Source organism: Segeticoccus rhizosphaerae (assembly GCF_009192725.1).
GTDB lineage: Bacteria > Actinomycetota > Actinomycetes > Actinomycetales > Dermatophilaceae > Segeticoccus > Segeticoccus rhizosphaerae.
In genome coordinates this window covers 13,616-38,865 of record NZ_VOHR01000005.1, presented here as the reverse complement: position 1 = coordinate 38,865, position 25,250 = coordinate 13,616, and the positions used below count along the sequence as shown (strand labels likewise).

The 25,250-nt window shown below is 67.8% G+C and carries 21 protein-coding genes; 12 read left to right on the top strand and 9 right to left on the bottom strand.

Features of this window, described 5'->3' with window-relative positions; all coding sequences use genetic code 11:
* Window positions 1-297 precede the first annotated feature (297 nt).
* Window positions 298-927, top strand: a complete 630-nt coding sequence (locus FRW57_RS01155; protein WP_137119586.1) for a sulfotransferase family 2 domain-containing protein — start codon at window positions 298-300, stop codon at window positions 925-927.
* Between the two features lie 26 nt (window positions 928-953).
* Here the strand turns inward: FRW57_RS01155 and FRW57_RS01150 are convergent, their stop codons facing one another.
* The 3 genes from FRW57_RS01150 to rfbA are packed head-to-tail and all read right to left on the bottom strand — an operon-like array spanning window position 954 to window position 3,241.
* A complete protein-coding gene (locus FRW57_RS01150) occupies window positions 954-1,718 on the bottom strand; it encodes a glycerophosphodiester phosphodiesterase (protein ID WP_152185064.1) in 765 nt (254 codons plus the stop codon).
* Window positions 1,719-1,769: 51 nt separating this feature from the next.
* On the bottom strand, window positions 1,770-2,366 hold the full coding sequence (locus FRW57_RS01145) for a dTDP-4-dehydrorhamnose 3,5-epimerase family protein (RefSeq protein ID WP_137119584.1): 597 nt from the start codon (window positions 2,364-2,366) through the stop codon (window positions 1,770-1,772).
* Window positions 2,366-3,241 carry a glucose-1-phosphate thymidylyltransferase RfbA gene (gene rfbA, locus FRW57_RS01140; protein ID WP_152185063.1) on the bottom strand — a complete coding sequence of 292 codons (876 nt, stop codon included), beginning with the start codon at window positions 3,239-3,241 and terminating at the stop codon, window positions 2,366-2,368. The genes FRW57_RS01145 and rfbA overlap by 1 nt, the downstream gene beginning before the upstream one ends.
* A 69-nt stretch (window positions 3,242-3,310) precedes the next feature.
* Here rfbA and rfbB point away from each other — a divergent pair, with 69 nt between their 5' ends.
* From rfbB to FRW57_RS01100, 8 genes are read left to right on the top strand one after another with little or no spacing between them, the layout of a single operon-like run.
* Window positions 3,311-4,306 (top strand): dTDP-glucose 4,6-dehydratase, encoded by a 996-nt coding sequence (gene rfbB / locus FRW57_RS01135; RefSeq protein WP_137119582.1) that lies wholly within the window; start codon window positions 3,311-3,313, stop codon window positions 4,304-4,306.
* Window positions 4,306-5,154 (top strand): dTDP-4-dehydrorhamnose reductase, encoded by an 849-nt coding sequence (gene rfbD, locus FRW57_RS01130; protein WP_137119581.1) that lies wholly within the window; start codon window positions 4,306-4,308, stop codon window positions 5,152-5,154. The genes rfbB and rfbD overlap by 1 nt, the downstream gene beginning before the upstream one ends.
* Window positions 5,155-5,190: 36 nt before the next feature.
* Window positions 5,191-6,486: an adenylyl-sulfate kinase gene (gene cysC, locus FRW57_RS01125; RefSeq protein ID WP_238999242.1), complete on the top strand. Its 1,296-nt coding sequence runs from the start codon at window positions 5,191-5,193 to the stop codon at window positions 6,484-6,486.
* Entirely contained in the window at window positions 6,483-7,451 is a 969-nt protein-coding gene (locus tag FRW57_RS01120; protein WP_152185061.1) for a sulfite exporter TauE/SafE family protein, read from the top strand. The genes cysC and FRW57_RS01120 overlap by 4 nt, the downstream gene beginning before the upstream one ends.
* A gap of 46 nt (window positions 7,452-7,497) precedes the next feature.
* Complete coding sequence (cysD, locus tag FRW57_RS01115; protein ID WP_152185060.1) at window positions 7,498-8,409, top strand: sulfate adenylyltransferase subunit CysD; 912 nt, start codon at window positions 7,498-7,500, stop codon at window positions 8,407-8,409.
* A 3-nt stretch (window positions 8,410-8,412) separates the two neighbouring features.
* Entirely contained in the window at window positions 8,413-9,663 is a 1,251-nt protein-coding gene (locus FRW57_RS01110) for a sulfate adenylyltransferase subunit 1 (RefSeq protein ID WP_152185059.1), read from the top strand.
* Window positions 9,660-11,198 carry a glycosyltransferase family 39 protein gene (locus FRW57_RS01105; RefSeq protein WP_152185058.1) on the top strand — a complete coding sequence of 513 codons (1,539 nt, stop codon included), beginning with the start codon at window positions 9,660-9,662 and terminating at the stop codon, window positions 11,196-11,198. The genes FRW57_RS01110 and FRW57_RS01105 overlap by 4 nt, the downstream gene beginning before the upstream one ends.
* Before the next feature lie 43 nt (window positions 11,199-11,241).
* Window positions 11,242-12,477 (top strand): lipopolysaccharide biosynthesis protein, encoded by a 1,236-nt coding sequence (locus tag FRW57_RS01100; protein WP_152185057.1) that lies wholly within the window; start codon window positions 11,242-11,244, stop codon window positions 12,475-12,477.
* Between the two features lie 39 nt (window positions 12,478-12,516).
* Here FRW57_RS01100 and rffA read toward each other — a convergent pair whose 3' ends face one another.
* The 6 genes from rffA to FRW57_RS01070 form a co-directional block, all read right to left on the bottom strand.
* Window positions 12,517-13,707 (bottom strand): dTDP-4-amino-4,6-dideoxygalactose transaminase, encoded by a 1,191-nt coding sequence (gene rffA, locus FRW57_RS01095; protein ID WP_203230167.1) that lies wholly within the window; start codon window positions 13,705-13,707, stop codon window positions 12,517-12,519.
* Window positions 13,700-14,467: a sulfotransferase domain-containing protein gene (locus tag FRW57_RS01090; RefSeq protein ID WP_152185056.1), complete on the bottom strand. Its 768-nt coding sequence runs from the start codon at window positions 14,465-14,467 to the stop codon at window positions 13,700-13,702. The genes rffA and FRW57_RS01090 overlap by 8 nt, the downstream gene beginning before the upstream one ends.
* On the bottom strand, window positions 14,464-15,474 hold the full coding sequence (locus FRW57_RS01085; protein WP_152185055.1) for a glycosyltransferase family 2 protein: 1,011 nt from the start codon (window positions 15,472-15,474) through the stop codon (window positions 14,464-14,466). Before FRW57_RS01085 ends, FRW57_RS01090 begins: the two co-directional genes overlap by 4 nt.
* Window positions 15,475-15,577: 103 nt before the next feature.
* Entirely contained in the window at window positions 15,578-16,807 is a 1,230-nt protein-coding gene (locus tag FRW57_RS01080) for a sulfotransferase family protein (protein WP_152185054.1), read from the bottom strand.
* An 87-nt stretch (window positions 16,808-16,894) separates the two neighbouring features.
* The gene (locus tag FRW57_RS01075; protein ID WP_152185053.1) at window positions 16,895-18,043 is read right to left on the bottom strand and encodes a glycosyltransferase; all 1,149 of its coding nucleotides are present in this window, start codon (window positions 18,041-18,043) and stop codon (window positions 16,895-16,897) included.
* Window positions 18,044-18,045: 2 nt separating this feature from the next.
* On the bottom strand, window positions 18,046-20,868 hold the full coding sequence (locus tag FRW57_RS01070; RefSeq protein ID WP_152185052.1) for a bifunctional glycosyltransferase/CDP-glycerol:glycerophosphate glycerophosphotransferase: 2,823 nt from the start codon (window positions 20,866-20,868) through the stop codon (window positions 18,046-18,048).
* Between the two features lie 112 nt (window positions 20,869-20,980).
* On the opposite strand from FRW57_RS01070, the gene FRW57_RS01065 reads away from it, so the two are divergent.
* The 3 genes from FRW57_RS01065 (at window position 20,981) to FRW57_RS01055 (ending at window position 25,249) form a co-directional block, all read left to right on the top strand.
* Entirely contained in the window at window positions 20,981-23,443 is a 2,463-nt protein-coding gene (locus FRW57_RS01065; protein WP_152185051.1) for a glycosyltransferase, read from the top strand.
* Window positions 23,436-24,530 carry a sulfotransferase family protein gene (locus FRW57_RS01060; protein ID WP_152185050.1) on the top strand — a complete coding sequence of 365 codons (1,095 nt, stop codon included), beginning with the start codon at window positions 23,436-23,438 and terminating at the stop codon, window positions 24,528-24,530. The genes FRW57_RS01065 and FRW57_RS01060 overlap by 8 nt, the downstream gene beginning before the upstream one ends.
* 65 nt (window positions 24,531-24,595) lie before the next feature.
* Complete coding sequence (locus tag FRW57_RS01055; protein ID WP_137119571.1) at window positions 24,596-25,249, top strand: class I SAM-dependent methyltransferase; 654 nt, start codon at window positions 24,596-24,598, stop codon at window positions 25,247-25,249.
* The last annotated feature ends 1 nt before the right edge of the window (window position 25,250 follow it).

Below are 25,250 nucleotides of genomic sequence, written 5' to 3'. Positions count from 1 at the left end.
ACCCTCCCCGGCGTCGGCGGCCCCGGCGTCGGCGGGCCCGGGGGTGCGGGATCGGGCGGTTCGGGGAGGGTGCCGACGGCGCCGCCGGCTCGTCCCTCCTGCTCAGCGAGCCCTTGCACACCGACACCTGGCGCACTCACCCCAGAAGGGTAGCGAGGATCGCGGCTCCACGGCACCCCTCGAGGGTCGCCCGGTGACGTCAGCCTGTGCGCACCGAGACTGGGTGGCGTCGTATCCTACGGAGCCGACGCTCCATAGACCGTCGCACTTCGTCCCAGCGCAGAAAGCAGCCGTGCCATGCCCGTGTTCCGCAAGGACGGACGAAAGATCCTGTTCGTGCACGTGCCGAAGACCGGCGGTTCCACCATCGAGCGGGTCTTCAAGAACAGTGGCTACGTCACGACCTACCTCGACGGCCGGATGGGTCGGGACAACATGAACCACCTCCGCCGGAGCACACCGCAGCACATGGAGGCGGAGCTGCTGCGGATGTTGTTTCGGATCGACCGTTTCGACCTCGTGTTCATGATGGTGCGCGACCCCGTGCGCCGGTTGCAGTCGGAGTACCTGTGGCGCACCCGCCGCAGGGAGGTCGGGGTGGACGGGGCACGCGTGGAGGCGTGGGCACAGCAGAACTTCGCGAAATGCAAGGTCGACCCGCACCTGCACGACAACCACATTCGGCCCCAGGCGGACTTCTACCTGCAGGAGGCCGAGGTGCACTACTTCGAGGACGGCCTCAGCGCCATCGTCGAAAAGCTCGACCAGACCCACGACCTCGGGTTGACGCGCGACGTCCCACGGGTGAGAGAGGGCGCGCACAGCGCCGGTTACTCCAGCAAGGACGTCGAGATCACGCCGTCGCTGCTGACGCAGATCCAGGAGTTCTACCGGGCCGACTACGAGCGGTTCGGCTATACCGCCTGACCGCCGAGCAGCGTCCCGGGGTGGACTCAGTCAGCGACCCCACGCAGACCCTCGAGTGCGCGCGGCACGTCGTTGACCACGACCCCGTCGACCCCCGCCTCGAAGAGGTCTCGCGCGTCCTCGAGGTCGGGGCACCAGCACATGACCTCGAGCCCGGCACGGTGCGCCACGTCCACGGCGTAGTCGTTGGAGACCTGCGGCAGCTTCGGTTCCACGCTCCGGCGCAGGAATGACCCCACCTGGGCGCTGACCACCTCGACGTGGAGCTGCGCCGCCGCCGCGATGGCCTTGCGCAGCGGGAAGGTGAACCACGTCAGAAGGCCCAAGGGCACCTCGGGCGCGCGTTCGCGCACCAGGAGGACGACCGAGGCGTCGAAGGACGAGAGCAGGAACGGCCGCTCCCGCGAGATCTGCCTGGCCAACGGCGCGACCATCGCGGCCGTGGTCTGGGCGGGTGGCCGCAGGGCGTCCTCGAGGCAGCTCTTGACGTCGAGGTTGACGCCGATGTTGTCCGGCAGCTCCTCGAGCAGCTCCTCGATGGTCAGCACCCCGAGCTCGCGCGCCTGCGCCAGGGTGAGCTGTTCGAGGAAGGACCCGTCGTGCAGGCTCGGGTTGTGCCCGACCACCACCGCGTTGTCGAGGGTGCGGCGCACATCGGTCTCGATCCAGCGCAACCCCTCCTTCACGGCCCCGCGGAACGAGTCGGGTGTGTTTTCCGCGTGGCCGTCGACCACGCCAGCACCGAGCCCGCGATGTCCGAGGATGGTCGGCCGTCCGCCGAAGATGCTCATCACCCTCACGCTAACAAGGACTGGCCCGCGATGTGGGATTCCCCAGGAGGTTCAGGTGAGCGACGCGACATACGCCTGGCACTGCGCATGATCGGGCAGCAGACCCTCGCTCCGTGCCGCCGCGAGGGTGGGCGCTGCGCCGTCCTTGTCCGAGAGGACCGGCTCGAGGCCGTCCGGTAGGCGCAGCCCGATCTCCGGGTCGAGGGGGTGTATGCCGTGTTCGCGCCCGGGGTTGTATGTGGCCGTGCACAGGTACATCACCGTGGAGTCGTCCTCCAGGGCACAGATCGCGTGGCCGAGACCCTCGGAGAGGTAGATGGCCCGGCGGTCCCTGGTGTCGAGCAGCACCGAGTCCCACTCCCCGAACGTGGGGGAGCCGACCCTGATGTCGATGACGAAGTCGATGAACGACCCCGACAGTGCCGTGACGTACTTGGCCTGCGAGGGCGGGACATCCGCGAAGTGGATGCCGCGCACCGTCCCGCGCGACGACACCGAGACGTTGGTCTGGATGATGTCCGGGCGGTGGCCGATCACCTCGGCGAGGCGGTCGCCGCGGAAGGACTCGAGGAACACGCCCCGCCCGTCGGGGAACTGCCTCGGGGTGATCTCGTGGGCACCCTCGATGCGCAGCGGTCGGATGTCCATCACGGCACCTCCGTGTCGCCCAGGAGGCTCAGCATGTAGGTGCCGTAGCCGCTCTTGACCAAAGACCGGCCCAGAGCAGCGAACTCGTCGTCGTCCAGCCAGTGGTTGCGCCAGGCGATCTCCTCCACACAACCGATCTTCTGGCCCTGCCTGGCCTCGACGACGGCCACGAACTGGCTCGCGTCCAACAGGCCCTGGAAGGTGCCGGTGTCGAACCAGGCCGTGCCCCGGGGCAGGGTCGTGACGGTCAGGGTGCCCTGCTCCAGGTAGGCCTGGTTGACGCCGGTGATCTCCAGCTCGCCGCGCTCGCTCGGCTTCAGGTTGCGCGCGATCTCGACCACCGAGTTGTCGTAGAAGTAGAGCCCCGGCACGGCATAGCGCGACTTCGGCCGCGCGGGCTTCTCCTCGATCGACCGCACCGTGCCGTCGAGGTCGAACTCCACGACGCCGTAGGCGCGCGGCTCGGAGACGTGCTGGGCGAAGATGTGACCGCCCCTTACGTCGGTGTTGGCGCGGAGCGAGGTGCCGAGGCCGGGACCGTGGAAGATGTTGTCTCCCAGGACCAGCGCGACAGTGTCGTCGCCGATGAACTCCGCGCCGATGATGAAGGCCTGCGCCAGCCCGTCCGGGCTCGGCTGGATGGCATACTCCAGGCTCATCCCCCACGTCGAGCCGTCGCCGAGCAGATGCCGGAACGCAGCCGAGTCGTGGGGCGTCGTGATGACCAGCACCTCGCGGACGCCGGCCATCATGAGTGTCGACAGCGGGTAGTAGACCATCGGCTTGTCATAGACCGGCATCAGCTGCTTGCTGATCGCCTTGGTGATCGGGTGCAGGCGCGTGCCGGAGCCCCCTGCCAGAATGATGCCCTTCATGGGTGCGACCCTATCGGCCGGTTGGCTGACGACCCGGGTGATCCGAACGGGTCGACTAGCCTCGCCCCCATGAAGGTCCTCGTCACCGGCGCGGCCGGGTTCATCGGCAGCAACTTCGTCATTCGGTCCCGGCAGGTGCGACCCGACTGGCAGCTCACCGTGCTCGACGCGATGACGTATGCCGCGAACCTCTCCTCGTTGGACCCGGTCATCGACGACATCGATGTGGTGAAGGGCTCGGTCAGCGACCCCGCCGTGGTGGACGAGCTGGTGGCCGCGCACGACCTGGTCGTCCACTTCGCCGCGGACTCGCACAACGACAACTCGCTCGAGGACCCGTGGCCCTTCATCGAGACCAACATCGTCGGCACCTACCAACTGATCCAGGCGGTGCGACGGCACGACAAGCGGATCCACCACGTCTCCACCGACGAGGTCTACGGCGACCTCGCCCTCGACGACCCGGCCCGGTTCACCGAGGAGACGCCGGTCAACCCGTCGAGCCCCTACTCCGCGTCCAAGGCCAGCGCCGACCTGCTGGTCCGTGCCTGGATCCGCTCGTTCGGCCTCCAGGCGACCCTGTCCAACTGCTCCAACAACTACGGCCCCCGCCAGCACGTGGAGAAGTTCATCCCCCGGCAGATCACAGGCATCCTCGACGGCGTCAAGCCGAAGCTGTATGGCGAGGGCACCAACGTGCGTGACTGGATCCACGTCGACGACCACAACGACGCCGTGATCGCCATCCTCGAGCAGGGACGGCTCGGCGAAACCTATCTGATCGGCGCCGACGGCGAGATGAACAACCGCGACATGATTGCGCTCATCCTCGAGCTCATGGACAAGCCCGCCGACTGGTTCGACCACGTCCCGGACCGCCCCGGCCACGACCTGCGCTATGCCATCGACTCCACCAAGCTCCGCCGCGAGACCGATTGGCAACCCACCCACCCGGACGTCCGTTCTGGGCTCGAGGACACCATCGCCTGGTACCGCGACAACCAGGACTGGTGGCGCACGGCCAAGGTGGTCGCCGAGGCGCGCTACGAACGGCTGGGCCGCTGATGAGCTGGCTGGTCACCGGTGCCGGCGGCATGCTCGGGCAGGACGTCGTGGCTGCCGCCCGGTCCGCCGGGCACGATGTCACCGCGGCCGCCCGCCTCGACCTCGACGTCACCGACCCGGACGCCTGCCTGGCTGAGGTGTCCTCGCACGACGTCGTGGTCAACACCGCCGCCTGGACCGCGGTGGACGACGCGGAGAGCCACGAACCGGACGCCTTCGCCATCAACGCGATCGGGGCCGGCAACCTCGCCCGCGCGTGCGAGCGCGCCGGAGCCAGGCTCGTGCAGGTCTCCACCGACTACGTCTTCGCCGGAGACGCCACCAGCCCGTATGCCGAGGACGCGCCTCTGGCTCCACGCTCCGCCTACGGACGGACGAAGGCCGCCGGGGAGTGGGCCGTGCGGGCGCTGTGCCCCGACTCACTGGTGGTCCGCACCGCCTGGCTCTACGGCGAGCACGGTGGCAACTTCGTCAAGACGATGGCCCGGCTCGCCGGCGATCATGACACCCTCGACGTCGTGGACGACCAGGAAGGGCAACCCACCTGGACCGTCGACGTGGCGGACGCGATCCTGCGGCTCGTCGAGGCGGAGGCACCCCCCGGCGCCTACCACGCGACGTCCTCCGGATCGACCACGTGGTTCGAGTTCACCCGCGCGATCTTCACCGGCCTCGGTCTCGACCCCGACCGGGTCCGCCCCACCACCACCGCCGCCTTCCCGCGTCCGGCGCCGCGACCGGCATACAGCGTGCTGGGCCACGACGCCTGGCAACGCGTCGGTCGGGCGCCCGTCCGCGACTGGCGCGACGCGCTGACGGAAGCGCTCCCGCGCGTCGTGCCCACGTGAGTGCCGAGGCGGGACGCGGATGACAGAATGCCCGGCGTGAACACGGCCGACGGCAACACTGTCCAGCTGGCGCCGTCCGCCGGCGAGCTCGACGACCTCGAGCTGCTGATGACCGGAGCCCTCGCCCCGCTTCGCGGATTCGGGACACCGGAGACGGGCGTGACCCTCACCACGTCCCGCGACCTGGCCCCGAGGCTGTCGCCCGGCACGACCGTCGAGCTGGTCGATCCCGAAGGGGTGCCGCTCGCCTCCCTCGAGATCCAGGACACCTTCGAGGAGGACGCAGCCACCGTCGGCCTCGTCGGAGCGGTGCGGGGACTCACCCGTCGTGAGGGGCGGGTCTTCGACCACCTCTACCTCGCCCCTGAGCAGCTCCGGACGGGGCTCCCGCCCGAGACCATCACGGTGCCCAGCGCGCGGCCGTTGACCGAGCAGGACATCGACCACATCACCGCGGCCGCAGCCGGACGGCCGGTGCTGCTGCTCGCGCTGGTCGGCGAGGGGCGGCCCGAGGGTCTGTCCGCCACCGGCCTGATCCGGGCCAGCCTCGCGGCCGCCGGCCTGATCGGAAACGCGCACGTCGTCGCCGTGCCACTCGCCCGGCGTGACCGGGCGGGGGCCGACGGCGCGGTGCAGGACCGCGTCGTCCGGGCCTACGCCCCGGCCGAGGTCCTCGAGACAGTCGGCGAGGGACCCCTGCCGGCCGCCGTCGAGGCGGTGGTGCGGTCCGACCGCCCGACCGGAACCGCCCGCGGGATGGTGCTGTTCTTCACCGGGCTGTCCGGCAGCGGCAAGTCGACCGTGGCCCGGGGCGTGCGCGACCGGCTCGTCGCCGAGGGCCACCGCACCGTGACCCTGCTCGATGGTGACGTCGTGCGGCGCAACCTGTCGGCGGGCCTGACGTTCTCGCGGGAGGACCGCGAGACCAACATCCGCCGGATCGGGTGGGTCGCCGCGGAGATCGCCCGCCACGGAGGCGCGGCCATCTGCAGCCCGATCGCCCCGTTCGCCTCCACCCGGGCCGCCGTGCGTCGGATGGTCGATGCGACCGGTGGCGCCTTCGTCCTCGTCCACGTCGCCACGCCACTGCAGGAGTGCGAGCGGCGGGACCGCAAGGGCCTCTACGCGAAGGCGCGGCGGGGCGACATACCGGATTTCACGGGCATCTCCTCGCCCTACGAGGAGCCCGACGATGCCGACCTGCGGGTCGACACCGCCGGGCGGACGGTCGACGAGGTGGTCGATGACGTGCTCGGGCTGCTGGCTGAAGACGGTCTGGTCGACCTCGACGCCGACCCGACCGGGAGCCCGGCGGGCCGGGGTGAGCGATGAGTGACCTGCTGACCACGACCGCGCTCTCGCTGCTGGTGGTCAGCTTCCTGGTCGGCATCGTCATCGGGCTGACCGGGATGGGCGGTGGTGCCCTGATGACCCCGGCGCTGATCCTGCTCGGCGTGCCACCCTCGGCCGCCGTGGCCAACGACCTCGTCTCGGCCGCGTTCAACAAGAGCGTCGGGGCCGCGGTGCACTGGAAGGGTGGCTCACCTCATCTGAAGCTGGCCGCCTGGCTGATCGCCGGCTCGGTGCCGACAGCCTTCGCCGGCGCGTTCATCATCAAGGCGGTGGCGGCCGGCGAGGCACAGGAGCAGTTCATCAAGCTCGCCATCGGCGTCACCCTGCTGATCACGGCATCGACCTACGCCCTGCGGATGTACCTGCAGATGGTGAAGAACCTGCACGAGGGCGGCGAGCACACCGGCCGGCCGGAGTCTCCGGTCAAGCCGCTCCCCACCTTCCTGATCGGTGCCACCGGCGGGCTGCTGGTGGGCCTGACCTCGGTCGGCTCGGGATCACTCATCATGGTGGCGCTCGTGCTGCTCTATCCACGCATGTCGCCGCGGCGCCTGGTCGGGACGGATCTGGTGCAGGCCATCCCGTTGGTCGTGTCGGCGGCGATCAGCCACGTCATCGTCTCGGGGGTCGACTGGGCGGTGCTCATCCCGTTGATCGTCGGTGGAATGCCCGGCACCTTCCTCGGCGCCAAGCTGGCCAGCTGGGTCTCCCAGTCGGTGATCCGGCGAGGCATCGTGATGGTGCTGTCCCTGACCGGACTCTCGATGCTGCAGGTCCCGCCCGAGTGGGTGGGCATGATCGGTGCCGGCATGTTGATCCTCGGTCCGGTCATCTGGGGCGGCGTTCGCAAGCTGCACGGTCTCGCACCCTTCGAGTCGCTCCCGGTCGCGGCCCCGTCCCACGACGAGCCGACTTCCCCGACTCGTCCGTCGGAGCGGACCTGAGCGTGTGTAGAGTTGCGCGCATCCACGAGGAGGGAACCACCTGACGATGGCTGTGCACACTGACTACCGGATGAGCCAGCTCGACGAGCTCGAGTCGGAGTCGATCCACATCTTCCGCGAGGTGGCGGCGGAGTTCCGCAAGCCGGTGCTGCTCTTTTCCGGCGGCAAGGACTCGATCGTCATGCTGCGCCTGGCGGAGAAGGCCTTCTACCCGGCGCGCGTCCCCTTCCCGGTGATGCAGGTCGACACCGGCTTCGACTTCCCCGAGGTCATCGAGACCCGTGACCGGTGGGTCGACCGCCTCGGCGTGCGGATGATCATCGCCTCGGTCGACGAGGCCATCGCGAACGGTGTCGTCGTCGACGACGGCAAGACGAGCCGCAACCGCCTGCAGATCGGCACCCTGCTGGACGCGATCGAGCGTGAAGGCTTCACGGCCGCGTTCGGTGGCGGACGCCGCGACGAGGAGAAGGCCCGGGCGAAGGAGCGCGTCTACTCCCACCGCGACGACTTCGGCCAGTGGGACCCCAAGAACCAGCGCCCCGAGCTGTGGAACCTCTACAACGGCAAGCTGCACGAGGGCGAGCACATGCGGGTCTTCCCGCTGTCCAACTGGACCGAGCTCGACATCTGGCACTACATCGGCCGCGAAGGCATCGAGGTGCCGTCCATCTACTTCGCCCACGAGCGCGAGGTCATCGCCCGCGACGGCATGTTGCTGTCCGCCTCCGACGCGGTGCAGCCCAAGAAGGGTGAGTCGATCACCAAGGAGATGGTGCGCTTCCGCACCGTCGGTGACATGACCCTGACCGGCTGCGTGAAGTCGGAGGCCGCGACCGTCGACGAGATCATCGACGAGATCGCGGTCGCCACGGTCACCGAGCGGGGTGCCACCCGCGGCGACGACCGCTTCTCCGAGGCCGCAATGGAAGACCGCAAGCGAGAGGGCTACTTCTAAACCATGGATCTGCTCCGTTTTGCCACAGCCGGGTCGGTCGACGACGGCAAGTCCACCCTCATCGGGCGCCTGCTGCTCGACTCGAAGGCGATCTTCGAGGACCAGATGAGTGCGGTCGAGACGACCAGCAAGTCGCGCGGCTACGACTACACCGACCTGGCGCTGCTCACCGACGGACTCCGGTCCGAGCGGGAGCAGGGAATCACGATCGACGTGGCCTACCGCTACTTCGCCACCCCCAAGCGCAAGTTCATCATCGCCGACACGCCCGGGCACATCCAGTACACCCGCAACATGGTGACCGGTGCGTCCACGGCGGACCTGGGCCTGGTGCTCGTCGACGCGCGCAACGGCCTGACCGAGCAGTCCCGTCGCCACGCGGTGCTGCTGTCGCTCCTACGCGTCCCCCACCTGGTCCTCGCGGTGAACAAGATGGACCTCGTCGACTACGACGAGGACGTCTTCAACAAGATCGCCAAGGAGTTCGGCTCGTTCGCGACCAAGCTGGCGATCCCCGACCTGACCATCATCCCGATGTCCGCGCTCAAGGGTGACAACGTGGTCACCCGCTCCGAGAACATGCCCTGGTATGCCGGCACGTCGCTGATCCACCACCTCGAGAACGTCCACGTGGCCTCCGACCGCGACATGATCGACTCGCGCTTCCCGGTGCAGTACGTCATCCGGCCCAAGTCGGACGAGTTCCACGACTACCGCGGGTATGCCGGGCAGGTCGCCGGAGGCGTGCTCAAGCCTGGTGACGAGGTGCAGGTCCTCCCCAGCGGGATGACGAGCAGGATCAAGGCCATCGACGTCTTCGACAAGGAGGTCTCCGAGGCCTATCCGCCCATGTCGGTCACCGTCCGGCTCGAGGACGACCTCGACGTCTCCCGCGGCGACATGATCTGCCGGCCGAAGAACTCCCCCACGCCCAGCCAGAACATCGACGCGATGGTCTGCTGGATGACCAACGAGCCCCTGCGACCGCGGCAGAAGCTGGCGATCAAGCACACGACCCGCACGGGGAAGGTCTTGATCAAGAGCATCCAGTACCGTCTGGACATCAACACGCTCCACCGCGACATGGAGACCGGCGAGCTGGGCCTCAACGAGATCGGTCGGGTCCAGTTCCGCAGCGCGGTGCCGCTGCTGTGCGATCCCTACGACAAGAACCGCACCACCGGTGCGTTCATCCTGATCGACGAGGCCACCGGGAACACCGTCGGCGCCGGCATGATCAACGACGCCGATTGACACGGACGATGGCCGGGGGCCGCGTCACCCGGGTGCACCGGCCACGGCTTCGCTTCGATCTCCTGACCTGGCTGGTCGGTGCCGTCGGCCTGCTCGTGTATTCGCTGCACGGCTTCAACGGTGTGCTGTCCCGGGACCTCGGGATCTACAGCTACGCCGGGCAGCAGGTTTTTGAAGGCGTCCCGCCCTATGAGGGAATCCTCAACCGTGCTGGGCCCCTTGCACACTGGCTCCCCGGTTTGGGCGTCCTGATTGCCCGGATCGGCGGCCTCGACGACGTCTTCGGCATGCGCCTGCTCTTCCTGCTCTTTGCGGTGGCAGGTGTGTGCATGGTCTATCTGTTGGGCCGGGACGTCTTCGGCTCGAAGGCTGCGGGGCTGGCCTCCGCTGCCGCGTTCCTGAGCTTCCACGGAATCATTGCCTATGCCTCTGGCGGACCGCGCGAGAAGACGCCGATGCTCCTGATGCTGCTGGTCTCAGCATGGGCGGTCCACCATCGACGGTGGCTTGGGGCGGGTGTGGCGCTGAGCCTGGCAACGCTCATCCTGCAGATCTCCTTTCCAGTGGGGCTGGCGATTGCACTTGTCGGTCTGATCGCGGTCCAAGCCGGGGATCGGCTTCGGTCGGCCGTGCAGTTTGCCTTCGGTGGAATCGTCCCCGTCGTGGTCTGCATCGTCTATTTCACTGCCGCGGGGGCTCTGCAAACGGCCTTCGCCGCGTTCTGGGCACTCAACAGCGAGTACAACGTCGGGAACTCCATCACACGAGGATTCGCCACCAACTGGTGGCAGTTGGAGGGCGGCTACGGCGCCTCGCTCTGGGTGGCGCTCGTCGGCGTGGCTGCCATCGTCCTGCTCGGTCTGAGTGAACTCGGCAGAAGTGCAGTGCAGTGGTGGCGCACCAGAGATCGCCCTGAGCCTGCTGCGGTCTCAACGGTGGGCCTCGCTGTGGCTGCCCTGGTGGCGATTGCCTGGATGTTTCTGAACTTCGATGACTGGCCGGATGCCATGACCGTGCTCCCCTGGGCAGCGCTGGCCTACGGAGGGGTGGTGAAGGCGCTCAGCCGCCACCTGGCACCACGACGAGTGTTGGCCTTGTCGCTGGTCTGGATCGTGGCCGGGGTCGCCATGGCGCTCAACTTCTCCGTCGGCCAACGCGATCAGAGGCTGACCGCCCAGCGTCAATCAGTGACCACGGTGATGGCCGAACTGCCCGACGACGCCTCCATGCTGTCGATCAATGCGCCGCAGCCGATGGTTTTCGCACACAAGACCAACCCGACGCGTTACCAGACGCTCTCCGGCGGGTTGGGTCGTTACATGAACGACACCTGGCCCGGGGGCCTGGAGGGGTACGCCAACTGGATCGATGAACAGAGACCGACGGTGATCGCGGTGGGTGGCTCCGTCCCCGCGTGGCTGCGAGGCACCCTGAGTGACGGCTACCAGCGGGTCGGAAACGGGCCGGGGTGGGTCTGGTTCGTGGATCGGTCGGTGGGCCAGAAGACCCTCCGTGCGTTGAAGCATGTCAGCTGACGAGCCCGGAGTGGGCCCATCCCGGCGTCGCTCGCCCGCCCCGGTGGAAGACCCTCGACCGGCCGGCAGGCGGCGTGACACCATCGCGTTGGCGCTCGGCTCGGGTCTCAGCGGGCTGTTGGCCTACGTCGTCTTTGCCCTCTCGACCCGCGCTCTGGGCGCGGAGGCTGCGGCACCGGTCTCGGTGTTGTGGACCTACTGGGGATTTGCAGCCGCAGCGTTGACATTCCCGTTGCAGCACTGGATCACGCGAACGGTGACCGTGCAGGGCGAGGGGTCCGTTCGTCACGCGTTGCCCCGCGTCTCCATGGCCGTGCTGGCCTCGTCCATCGCGTTGGGCGGCCTCTGTTGGCTGGGGCGCATGCCGCTCTTCCATGTCGACGGTGTGGCGTGGCCGGCGCTGGTCGCGCTGCTGACCCTCGGCTCCGGCGTGATCGGCGTCGTCAGAGGGAGGCTCAACGCGAGCCGTCGCTACGTGAGCATCGGCGTGAGCCTGGTGGCCGAGAACGGACTTCGCTGCATCGCGGTGGGAGCACTGTTCGTGTCGGGAGTGCGCGATCCCTCGGCCTACGGCCTGAGCCTCGTCGCCGGCCATCTCGTGTCGGTCTTCTGGCTGCGCTCCGTGCGCTTTGGGACAGGGGTCACGACGACCGAACGGCGCAGGCCGCTCACGTTCCTCACCGGTGCAGGGTCTGCCCAGCTGCTCGGGCAGATCGTGCTGACCGGTTCACCTGTCCTCCTGGCACTCGCCGGTGGAACTCCAGCCGCCGTCACCGCGCTCTTCGCGACTCTCGCCCTCTTCAGAGCGCCCTATCTCCTGGCCATCGGACTCGTCGCCCAGCTGAGCTCCAAGATCAGCGCGTTGGTCGTCGCTGAGGAGACCGCGGCCCTGCAGCGACTCCGCGCCGCCACCCTGGCGACGACGGCCGTCACCGTCGGTCTGGCCGGAGTCTTCGGCGTGTGGCTCGGCCCTCCTGTGTTGCGGCTGATCTTCGGGGCGACGGTGCATTTCGACGGGATGAGTTCCGGAGTGGTGGCTGTGGCGTGCACGTTGGCCGTCGCCAACCTGGTCTTGGTGATCAGTATCCTGGCTCACGGCCGCCCGAGGAACGCGGTCATCGGGTGGCTGGGCGCCTTTGTCGTCGGCGGGCTTGCCTTCCTCGCCTTGGGGGCGCTTCCACCCTCTGACCGGATCGTCTGGTGCTTCCTCGCAGCGGAGGCGGCGGCGTTCGCCATCCTCAGCGTGGGCGAGGCCCACTTCTCACGACGGAAGCACTGATGGCCCCGGGCGGAGGGCCAGACGACGGGGAGCCAGGGCTCAGCTCGGCATGTCTCCTCGTGACACGGCGTTGAGGAAGGCCGAGGCCACGCGGGTGACGTCCTCCGAAGAGAGATCGTTGAAGAACGGCAGGCGTAGCAACCGCCCGCTGATCTGCTCGGAGACAGGGCATTCGGTCGGACGAGCGGCGAAGCGTCGGCCACCGAGAGAGCTGTGCAGCGGGACGTAGTGGAAGGTCGGATTCACGCCGGCAGCGCGCATGGACTGCAACACCATGTTCCGGGTTTCCCGATCGCGAAGGAGAACATAGAACATGTGGTAGGCCGAGCCACGGTCGGGCGGGATCTCGGCCAGCTGGAAACCGAGGTCGTCGGCAAAAGGTGCGAGCGCTCGCTCGTACGTCTCGAAGACTGCTCGACGGCGACTCTGGATGTGATCCCGCTGTTCGAGTTGGGCGGTCAAGTAGGCCGCGAGCGTGTCCGACAGCCCGAACGATCCTCCGGTGTCCTTCCAGGAGTACTTGTCCACCTGCCCGAGCATGAACGCCTGTCTGTTGGTGCCCTTGTCGTACAGCACTCTTGCGCGGTCGATGTCACTGGCCTCGTTGAGCAGCAGAGCACCACCTTCTCCGCACGTGAAGTTCTTGGTCTCGTGGAAGCTCAATGTGGCGAATCGGCCGAGGCTACCCAGCGGTGCGCCACCCCACGTACCGAGCAGCCCGTGCGCGTTGTCCTCGATGAGCACGACGTCTGGCCACCGTGCCAAGGCTTTGCGGATGCCGTCGACATCGCAGGCGATGCCCGCGTAGTGCACGATGACCAGAGCACGCACAGTCTCGTCCAGCAAGCTCTCCAGATGCTCCGGGTCCGGACCGAGTGTTTGCGGCTCAATGTCGCAGAACAGCAGTCGAGCCCCCTGGCGCGCGAACGCCAGGGCGCTGGACGTAAAGGTGAACGACGGGACGATGACCGTGTCGGTGGGCCCGAGGTCCAGCATCAGAGCGCTGAGTTCGAGGGCACTCGTGCACGACGTCGTGAGCAAGACCTCCTCTGCGCCTGTCTCCTCGGCAAGGATCTGGCCTGCTCGCGCGGAGAAGGTTCCGCCCGATGAGGTGTGGCCGCGCTCGATCGACTCCTGGATGTAGTCCAGTTCCCTCCCCACCACTGCCGTCCGGTTGAACGGGATCGGCTCCATGGCTCCTGCAGGGTTCTCACGCGAGGTCTCATCCATGGTTCAGTCCCATCTTCAAGGTTGGCCAGGGAAGGGCACGTCCCAGGCGCCGGCTCAATGCTGCGTCGGAATCGGCGAAGTACTCACGTAGTGCGTTCGTCAGCTCCATCGTCAAGGGCGGCCGGCCTTCATGGCTCTGGTTCATGGGCTGTGCCACCCCCGGCGGTCGAACGTTGTCGGCAACCCCGAGCGCGCGGAACAACCTCTGCAGAGTATGCCGGTCACCGGCAAGCTCCTGCAGGAAGAACACATGGGAGTTCGACGGGAACGCCTGGAGCCAGGGCTCCAGGTAGTCCAGGTATCGCCCGCGCTCGAGGTAGGCGAAGGGGGAGACCGAGGTCAAGAGACCACTCCAGTCGGTCGGCCCCTCCAGGTTCTGACGTAGCGCGACTTCGAGCGGGCGCGTCTCGATTCCGTGGTCGGTGCTGAAGCGCCAGTTGGAGACTGCCCGCTCAACAGGGTCACGCAACAGCACGACACACTCGGTGACGCCGAGGACTCGCTGCACTCGCGCTGGCGCCTCGGCATCCTCGATGTAGCTCGTGCTCTTCTCGCCCAGGAGCGCCTCGTCCGTTGCGTGAGCGAAATACGTTCTGCGGTACCACTCCCGCCCCCTCGCGCTCAACTCGTCCGACAGGAAGACCTTGGGCTCCGGGCGCGCCGGACGCGCCATGGTGATCTCGGGGTGCCAGTCCAGCAGTCCGTGCAGATAGGTGGTCCCGCACCGTTGTCCGCCGATGACCAACATATGGCGGGTCACGAAGAGACCCGATCCACGACGTGATAGCGGTCCTGTGTGCTCACCGTGTTCAACGTGCGCACGACATACTCGCCCAGCATCGACAGCAACGCGATCGTCACACCGTTGAAGATGGACAGCAGGACCACGAGTGTCGTCCACCCCTGCACAGGGCTGGCCACGAAGAGCGCTCGAATCAGGTAGACCAGTCCGAGCACGAAGCTCAGGATCGCCACCCCGAAGCCGAACGCCGCCGCCGCTCGTAGCGGGAACGACGAATAGCTGAACAGGATCGTGAGCACCAGGCGCAGGATCTTGGGCAGCCCATAGGTGCTCTTGCCAACCCGTCGCGGCTCGTGCCGGACTCCGGCATTCGCTCGGTTGGACGAGTACATCAGCGCCTGCCCGGTGATGTAGGGATAGGCCGTGTGGGACGAACAGATCCGGTCGACCACGTCGCGCCGGATGATCCGGAAATTGGAGACTGCGAGGTCAGCCGGCTGCGCGAAGATCCGGCGATTGATCAAGGTGATCAGGCTGCTACCGATGCGACGGTAGCCGGCCGCCTGCTTGGTTTCGAACCTGCCGAAGACGACGTCGCGCCCCCTCATCGCCTCGTCGATCAGCAACAACGCCTGGTCAGGCGGATTTTGGAGGTCGTCATCCATCGTGATGACGTAGTCTCCCTCCGCTTCACGCATTCCGGCCAGGTTGGCGTAGTGCTGCCCATAGTTCCGCAGGAGGTTCAGCGCCACGACACGGGAGCTCGCTCGAGCCTTCCGCGAGATGACGTCCCAGCTTCCGTCGCGGCTGCCATCGTTCACCAGGACGATCTGATACGACAGCTCGGACTCCTCGAACACTTCCTGGATCCGGTCCACCGTCTGGCCCACCACGTCGGCGCTGTTGAAGACAGGCACGACGATCGAATACATGAACTCCCGACGGTCGAGCTTGCTCGCGGATGGCGGCTCCGACCTCTCCAGGCGCTCCACGTCTTCCAGCGCGGGATCTTCCTGCCTCGTCATGGTGACCGACGCTCACAGCAACGACCGTGCCGTTCGGCCGAGCGCAGCGAGCTGGCGTCGTCCCGCCGGGCACGAGCCGACCGACCGATCCGTGTTCCGCCCATCACTCGGCTCGCCACCGCTCACGAGCGAGGTGGGCGACCTTCCGGCTGCGGCGCACCACCCGTCGGGCGGATCGCAGGCCAGCGGTCACCAGAGCCTTCGGGACATCACCTCGCCCACCAGCGGATGCCGAAGTGGTCGTGGCTCGTCGGCGTTGACGCGACGGTTCCTGAGCCTCACGCCGAGCGATCTCTTCCGCGGCGACCCGCTTCTGCTCGGCGGCCTTCCGTTCGGCCTCCTCCGCCTGCGCCTTCTTGTGCTCGGCGGCAACCTGCTTACGTGTCTCGCGCCGCGCTCTCCGGACGGCCGCGTTGATGTCGTCGGCAGCCACGGCGGCGCACTCGGCGTGCGACGCGTCGTAGCGCCCCGCCAGCTCATCAAGTCGTGCGGTCGCCGTCGGGCTCTGCCGGGTGGGATCGGACCCTTCGGCAAGCGCCTGCCAGACGTCCTCGCCCTGGTCCCGAAGCCACACCGGTAGGGCGAGGTCCTCCCAGGTCGCCTTGACCCGGTACAACGCGGGATCGATGAAGTCATCGATCGGGTGGTGCTCTCCGTCGGTGATCGGTCCGTCATAACGCAGGTCCAACGTGTCCTGGACCATACGCATCGTGGTGCGCCAGTCCTGGATCAGCTCGGGGTACTGCACGAAGGCACGACGATAGGGGCGGGAGGTGCGCTCGTTTGCCAACGTCGCGTTGATCCAACCGGCCAGGTGCGTCGTGCCCTGTGCCGCCCTCCGCGCCGGATCCTGGTCCTTCATGTAATGGGTCAGCCGGCTGTCCACCGACTCGGCGGGATGCCGCAGCATGGTGATGAATCGCAGGTCCGCGCCGGCGGACTGCGCGGCATCCACCCACAAGTCACGAAACCAGAAGGCTCGAGGGTCTTTGATCACCAGTCGTGGGTGCACGAAGGCCTCATCGACCCAGGCCTTGAGCTCCGCGCGGATCCTGGGGCGGGCGCCGACCTCGGTCGCCTTGTCCAGCGCCTCCGGTCGCGCATCCATCAGGAAGACGTCGGCGGCAGCCAACAACCTGGCGTGGAAGTTGACCACCCACCGGGGTTCGAAGTGCCCACGGGGATTTGCCTGGTTGCCCTGGACCTCAGGCAGGGGCACGTGGAAGCCGAGCTGCTTGAGCGCGCCCGCAACCGAACTGGTGCCGCTGCGCCCAGCTCCCGTGACGATGACCATGGTGCGGCGGTCGCCACCACCGGGCGTGTCATTGGACATCAATTCCTCCGTCCCTGGGCCGGGCCCGCGCGGAGGCGCGGCCGGACAGAACTGGTGAGCATGCTTGCCTTGCCGTTGAACCGGCCGTCATCGCAGGGTCCTGGTGAACAGTTGCTCCCACGAGTCCAGGACGGTGTCCGGATGGTACCTCCTGGCGGAACGCACGCCGGACGTCGCCATCGTGGACCGGAGCCCCTCGTGAGTCATCAACTCACGGAGACGCTCTGCGAGCTCGTCCACCGAGTTCTTCGGGACGACGAACCCGTCGATGTTGTCGGAGACGATCTCCCGGACCCCGGGTGAGGAGTCATAGGTCACGCTCGGAACTCGCATCGACATCGCCTCCGCCAGCACCATGGGCAACCCCTCGTACTGCGAGCTGAGCACGTGCAGCTTCGCTCGGGAGAGGACACGGCCGACGTCAGCGGTGGGGCCCATCAAGCGCGCGGAGGCGCCGATCCGGAGGTCGTCGATGAGGTCCTGGAGGTCAGCGCGGTCCGGACCGCCGCCGTAGAGCTCGAAGCGCCACTCAGGGAACTCCGGGGCGATGGTGGCCCACGCGCGCAGCGCGTGGTCGATGGTCTTGGGCTTGTGGTAGCGGGCCAGCGAGACCAGCAGGTTCTCGCGCGGCCCTCCCGGGTGCTCGTCGAAACGAGGCAACGGGTTCGGAATCGCCGTCGTGTTGTTGAAGTCCTGCTGCTGGAACAAGCGGGCGTCCGTGTCCGTGAGGAGGACGAACTTGTCGATGTCACGGTAACGACGAAACAGCCTGCGGTAGTCGCCCGTCGTGTGAGCTGCGGCATACGAGCTGTGGTACTGCCCGATGAGCCGAGTACCGGCCGCCATGACGTCTGCGAGGCCCAGGTCGGCAAGGTGTTCCATGACCCACACCTGCATGCAGATCACGATGCCCTCGGTGTAGTGCCCCAGCGTCTTCCGGAGGCTCTCGACCGCCTCCTGGCGGCGCTGCTCCCGCTTCTGCCGCCAGGCGATCATGGCCGGGCCCCTCTTCGCTCCCCCGGGGGCGGGATCGTCCATCTCGTCGGACAGGAACCCGGTGTGGTAGGGCCGCCCGGCCAACGAGACACGCTCGCCGGCGGTCGGCCTGATCCCCATGAGCGAGACGTCGTAACCTCGACGGCTGAATCCCCTGGCGAGTTCGTCCGCCACGCGCTCCACTCCGCCGACCCCGTCGATGTGGTTGGACATCAGGAGCAGTGGTGGCTTGCTCGGCACGATCAGTCCCTCCCCAGGAGGGCGAGCGCAGCGCGCCGCGAGGCCATCCCGTCCTCGCGGCCGCAATAGCGGTCGATGAACTTCTCGAGGTCCTGGTCATATCGGTGCTGGTCGGCCAAGGCGTCACGCACTGCGTGGACCAGCTCGTCCGTCGTCTGCACGAAGGGACCGGGGCCAACGTCCTTGAGGTCGAAGTAGACCCCTCTCTTGCCGAGGTACTCCTCGTAGTCGTAGGTGTAGTAGACGATCGGTTTGCGCAGCAAGGCGTAGTCGAACATCACGGACGAGTAGTCGGTGACCAGGACGTCGGCCGCGACGTAGAGATCGTTGACGTCCTCGACTCCGGAGACGTCGAGGACGCTCGTGCGCACGCCGCCGGGCACATGGATCCGGTTGAGGTAGTGAGGTCGCAGCAGCAGCACCCAGTCAGGGCCCAGGCCTTCGACGAACTGTCGGATGTTGAAGGGCAGGCTGATCGGCCGACGGTTCTGGTCCGTCCGGAAGGTGGGCGCGTAGAGCACCACCTTCTTGTCTGTCGGGATGTCGAGCCGGCGCAGGACGTCGGTGCGGTCGATGGCCCCGGTGACCAGCGGATCATTCCGGGGGGTGCCGTAGCGCACCAGCTCACCGCGGAACTGGAACGCGGGGACGAAGACGTCCTCGAAGTAGGGGCACGGCACCACGAGCTGGTCCCACGCGCCCACTCCCCGGTCGCCGCTGGCCGCCTCTGCGGTCAGCTGAGCCGAGTCACCGACGTCGATCCCCATCTTCTTCAGGGGTATGCCGTGCCAGGTCTGGAGATAGCGCTGGCCCGCTCGCTTGCGGAAGTAGCCCGGGAAGGTCTGGTTGTCCACGAGGAAGCTCGCCCGTGCCAACGCCAACAGGTAGTGGTAGGTCCCACGCTGGACCACTCGGTCCCCCGGAGAGGGCGCCCGGTGGCCACGCGGCAGGACCCAGGTGCGCTGCAGGTCGGGGCGGATCTCGCGCAGCGCCTCGCCGACGTACTTGGGGCTGTCACCGTGAATGGTGCCGAGGTGCGCCTCCAGCACCACGCTGCGGGGGTCCAGCGGCAGCCGCCGCATCGCGTCGTAGATCGGGGAGCGCAGTCGCGCGGAGTCGACCCGCTTCCAACGCTGGACGACCTTCTTGCGCAGGAAGGGCTTCAGCCGCCGTTCCAGCCTGCGCCCGATGCGCAGCCGGACCCAGCCGCGCAGCACGGTGCGCAGGGCGAACCGGCCGTTCCAGGTGCGGTAGGCCTGCAGTCGGTCGGAGAAGACCCGACCACCCGGGCCACGCACCGGCGCCGAGACCTCCGCGTCGCCGCAGCGCCACTGGACGACCTGTCGCAGCGGTGCCGCGTCGTCGATCCGGACCTCGACGCAGAGGTCCCACAGCACCCGGTGGTCGATCCTGAACACCTGGGAGTCCAGCGGCAGCTCCGCGCTCCACTCGACCCATTCGCCGCGTTCCCCCTCCGCCGAACACGTGGCCATGGCCACCTGCACGGCCTCGGACGGCGCGTCCCGCCGCACGAGCGAGAGCGACAGCGTCCAGTCATCGCCGGCGGCCAGCTTCCCGAGTCCGTCGAACGTCATACCGCGCACGCGCAGCCCTCTGCTGGACCGGCGCACCTCCCGGACCTCGTGCAGCATGTCGAAGGACGCCGCCGGGGCCCGGACGAGCGTGCTACCGGTGACGTCCGCGAGGACGTTCTCCCAGGAGTCGGGAGCCAAACGTGGGTCCGGGCCGGGGGGCCCCTGGGCGCTGGACCAGAACCAGCGGTCACCGTGCCGGGAGATGCGACCGCCGAGGACGTTCTGCCGGTCGAAGAGCATGGCTCCCCGCACGCCGTCAGCATCGTGGCGCAGCGCCATGGCGCACGCCACGCGCAGGCCGGTGGGCAGCTCGTCGTAGCGGTCCCGGGGGATCGACCGCAGGTAGGGGTCGGCGAGGTCCAGCACCTCGTGGGTCACGGCGGGGTCGCCCCCGATGGAGTCCTCGAGGTAGAGCCGCAGGTCGTGGGTCAGGAACTTCAGGTCCTTGACCCGGCGCAGGTCCTCGTTGACGTTGGCCCGGGCGAACGCGTCGATCCGCCGGTTGGCCTCCAGGCGGTGGCGGAAGTTGTCGATCCGGTGCCGGTTGCGGGTGATGGACTGCTGGCCGTGGGACGGATAGATCCGCCAGATGTAGACCGTCTCGGGGATGATCGCGATGGAGGTCGCGCAGCTGTACGCCTGATAGGTGAACAACTGGTCCTCGTAGTGGATGTCCACCGGAAACCGGAGCTCGTGCTCATCGAGGAAGCTGCGGCGGTAGAGCTTGTTCACCGAGATCGTGTCGGAGATGAGCTGCGGGGACTCCTGCAGGCCGCCGACGACCCGTCGCTCCCGGAAGAGCTCGGGATACCACTGCGTCGAGCTCTTGGTGTCCATGTTCTGTCGACGCGCCAGGCCCATGGCGAAGTCCGCGCCGGTGTCCTCGATCGCCTCGAGGAGGTTCTTGCAGGCATGCGTCTCATAGCGGTCGTCGCTGTCGAGGAACATGACGTAGGGGGCTCGCGCCACCTGGATGCCGGCGTTGCGCGGTGCGCCGCAACCACCGCTGTTCTCCGGGAGTCGCGTGTAGCGCACCCGAGGGTCCCGGCTCATCAACTGGCGGGCAACCTCCGGCGTGCCGTCGGTCGAGCAGTCGTCGGCGATGATCACCTCGAGGCTGCGCAGGGTCTGACGAAGCACGGAGTCCACCGCAACCGGGAGCCGCTCGGCATCGTTGTAGACGATCACCACGACACTGACTGCGGGGCTGGCTTCCCCCGACTCACTCATCCGACCTCCGCTGGTTGTCTGCCAGCACGACACTGTACTTGCTCGGTCCCGTCATCCGACGGAGGCAAGAAGGCCCGCCGGGAACGCGCTCCCGGTGAGTTAATCTGCGGGCGTGTCCCCAGTCACGCTCGCTCTCCGCAGAGTGGCCAAGGCCTGGCCCATCGAGTGGCGCGCCTACTGGCGCACCCGTCCGGTCCAGCCTGACACCGTCCTCTACGAGGCCTACTCGGGCAGTGGCGTCCTGTGCAATCCCGAGGCCATCTTCCGGGCGCTGCTCGCCGACCCGGAGAAGCAGCACCTGAATCATGTGTGGGCGGTGTCACATCCGCGGGCACACCGCGAAGCGTTGCGCGAGCTTGCTGCCCACCCGCGCGTGCGTTTCGTCCGGCACGGCTCCCTGGCCTACCACCGTGTGCTCGCCACGGCCGGCTACCTGATCAACAACGCCACCTTTCCGGCAGAGTTCGCGAAGCGACCCGGTCAGGTCTACGTCAACACGTGGCACGGCACGCCGCTCAAGCGGATGGGGTATGACGCGCTCGACCGGGTGGGCACGCGCAACATCATCCGCAACCTGGCCAGCGCCGACTTCGTGCTCTCCGGCAGTCGCTTCATGACCGAGCAGCTCTACGAGTCGGCGTTTCGGCTGCACAACGTGTTCGAGGGACAGGTGATTGAGGAGGGGACGCCCAGGACCGACCTGCAGGAGCCGGCCGACGTGGTTGCTCCGAGCGTGCGCCGCGAGCTGAGGGATGCGGGGTTGGATCTGGCCGAGGGCGAGCAAGTGGTCCTCTACGCCCCGACCTGGCACGGCGAGTCCTTCCTGCGGCCCGAGGACGACGTGGCCGGCCTGCGGCGGCGCGTCCAGGAGATCCAGGCCGGCCTGCCGCCCGGTCACCGGGTCCTGCTCAAGGTGCACCAGCAGGTCCACCGGCACGCTGCCGGCCTGGCCGGCTTCCGCGACGTCCTCGTGCCGAACGACATCCCGACCAACCGCGTGCTGGCCTGCACCGACGTGCTGGTCACGGACTACTCGAGCATCTTCTTCGACTTCCTTTCCACCGGCCGACCCATCGTCTTCCACACGCCCGACCTGGACGACTACACCGAAGGCCGCGGCCTCTATCTGCCGCTCGAGGAGTGGCCCGGCCCGGTGACCCGATCCACGCGCGAGCTCACCGAGGCGATCCGCCTCCTGGGCAGCGGAGAAGGCAACGACCCGCAGGTGACGCACGCCTCGGCCTACCACAAGGCGGCGGAACGATTCGCGCCACGCGACGACGGGCGGGTGAGCGAGCGCGTGGTCGACGTCGTCTTCGGTGGTGGAGCAGCAAGGCACCACGTCACGCGGATCCGGCACGACAGCCGCCCGAAGATCTTGATGTACCTCGGCGGCCTGCGTCCCAACGGCATCACCGCCTCCGCGGTGAACCTCCTGCGGCTGCTCGACCCTGAGCAGGTGGACGTCTCCGTCTTCTACAGCCACCAACCGACGGCCGAGCAGAGGCAGACCGCAGAGCTTCTGCCGATGTCCGTCCGCCTCTTCCCGAGTGTCGGGTCCATGACGAGCAGCAAACGCGACCGCCGCCACCGGGTGAGCCTGCTGCGGCGCGGCATCCAGGCGCCGGGCCTGGACCTGTCCGTGGCGCAACGAATGTTCCAGGAGGAGTGGCGGCGGTGTTTCGGCGAGATCCGCTTCGACCACATCATCGACTTCAGCGGCTACGCACCGGTCTGGGCCTACCTGTCCCTGCAGGGGCCCGCCAGGAGCCACTCGATCTGGCTGCACAGTGACATGAGGTCTGACCAGGCACGGGAGGTGGAGGGCGCGAGGCCACACGCCGAGAACCTTGGCGCGGTGACCTCCCTCTACGGCTCGTTCGACCACCTGGTGTCGGTCTCGGAGCTGCTGAACGAGGTCAACCGACGCAACCTGAGTGGCATGGCCGCACCCGAGAAGTTCACCTGGGTGCCCAACGTCATCGATGCCGACCGGATCAGGCGCCTTGCGTCGGAGGCCGTGGAGGACCGCCCAGGCCTTGCCGGCGCGCAGGACCGGACCTTCGTGAGCGTCGGGAGGCTGTCGCCGGAGAAGAACCACGTGAGGCTCATCCGGGCGTTCCAGCAGGTCCACAAGGATCACCCGGAGGCACGTCTCCTCATCGTCGGCGACGGGCCGCTTCGTGCTCAGCTGGCCGCTCTGGTCGACGAGCTCGGGCTGAGCTCCAGCGTCGCCTTCACCGGCAGGGTCGACAATCCCTACGCCATGATGCACACCGCGTGCGCTCTCATCGTCTCCAGCGACTACGAGGGCCACTCCGTGGTCACTCTCGAAGCCAGGGTCCTGGACCTCCCGGTGGTGAGCACCGATTACCCCTCCGTCCGCGGGGTCCTCCCCGAAGGCGTGGGGGTGGTCGTTCCGCCCAGCGCCGACGGAGTGGCCGAAGGGATGCGACGTGCTCTCGAGGGCACGGTCCCTCACCCATCCTTCGACGCGGACCAGCACAACAGCGACGCCCTCGACCGCTTCCGCACGGTCATCTGCGGCGTCACCGAGGCGCGCAAACATGACTGATCCCAAGACCGCACGAAGGCTGGTCATCGTCACTGGCGCCGGCCGCAGCGGCACCAGCATGGTGGCCGGCGCCCTCACGCGGCTCGGCTACACCGTGCCGCCGCCAGTCATGGGCGCCACCGAGGCCAATCCGCGGGGACACTACGAGCCGCTCTGGGTGATCAACTTCCACAAGCGTCATCTGCGCCGTGCGAGCGTCAACACGATGGACTCCCGTCCCGACGCGCCGTCGCTCGTCGACAAGGTCTGCAAGGGGCGCAGGCCCCAGGCCACGCTGACGACCTGGCTCGAGAAGGCGTTCGAGCAGCCGCACCTCGTCATCAAGGACCCCCGCGCCTTCTGGTTCCGTGATCTGTGGGTAGGGGCAGCGCGTTCCGTCGGCGTCGAGCCCACCTTCTTGACCATGCTCCGTCACCCCGCCGAGGTCGTCGGCAGCCGCACCACCTACTACGGCGGCAAGAACGCGCGACAACGAGCCGACCGTGAGATCAGCCTGGTCGCAGGATGGTTCAATGCCACCACCGTCAACGAGCACACCTCGCGCGGCCATCGCCGGACCTTTGCCCTGTATGACGAGTTGCTCACCGACTGGCGTGGCACGCTCCTTCGCATCTCGGACACCCTCGACCTCGGTCTCGACGAGCGCGTTCTCCGCAGCACCGAGCCGCACGCGGTCGACGACTTCATCGACCCCGGCCTGCACCGGATACGGGCCGACTGGACGAACGTGTCCGCCCCTCAACAGCTGGTCGACCTGGCCGAGGGGGCCTGGCAGATCCTGACCGGGCACGCGTCGGGGTCCACTGACCTCGATGCAGCCGCGCTGACCGAGCTGGACCGGCTGCGAGCCACCTACGGCACGATGTACAAGGACGCGGTCGCGCTCTCCCATGACGAGATCCAGCGTCGGGTCCGGGCTGCCGAAAGGCGTATCCGCAAGGAGATCGAGGCCGGGGAGGTCTCCACACCGGGACAGGGCCGTGCCACCTCCGCCGCGGAGGAGACCGGGCTCGGGTCGCTCGGGCGGGGAGTTGTCAGAGCGACGCGCGCCGAGGTCGCGGCGTGGCGGCGCTCCCGTCGTCGGTGACCACTTCTCGCGATGTACGCTGCATCGACGCAGGACGGGTCACGTCCTCGGAGGGAGACAGCCTGATGCCAGACGAGAAGGACGATACCGTCCTGCAGGCGGGCGACGCTGGCTACTGGGACGCGTACTACGCGCGCGCGAGTGGACCGGGCCTGCCCTCGCAGTTCGCCACCTTCGTGGCGGGCGAGCTGGACCGACATCACCGCATCGTCGAGTTCGGCTGTGGAAACGGTCGGGACGCCATGTTCTTCGCTGCCCAGGGGCACCAGGTCGTGGGGATCGACGCCGCCGAACCAGCGATCAAGCGCTGTCACGAGAACGCCCAGTCCCTCGGGCACGATGCCGACTTCGTCGCGGCACGCATCGACGACCCCGAGCTCGCCGACAAGGTCCCGCCGGCCGACGGGGCGACCGTCGTCTACGCGCGCTTCTTCCTGCACGCCATCACCGAGCAGGAGGAACGGGCTTTCTTCCGTTGTGCCCGCGCCCTGACGAAGCCCGGCGACCTCATGGCGGTCGAATTCCGCACCACGCGCGACCGGACGGGCGAGAAGGTGACCGAGCGACACTTCCGCCGGTTCCTCGAACCTGTCACCTTCCAGCTTGACGCGTTCGAGCACGGATTCCGGACCACCTACTCGGTCGAGGGATTCGGGTTCGCGAAGTACAAGCAGGACGACGCCCACGTGGCCCGTTGCCTCCTCGTGCGCCAAGGCTGAG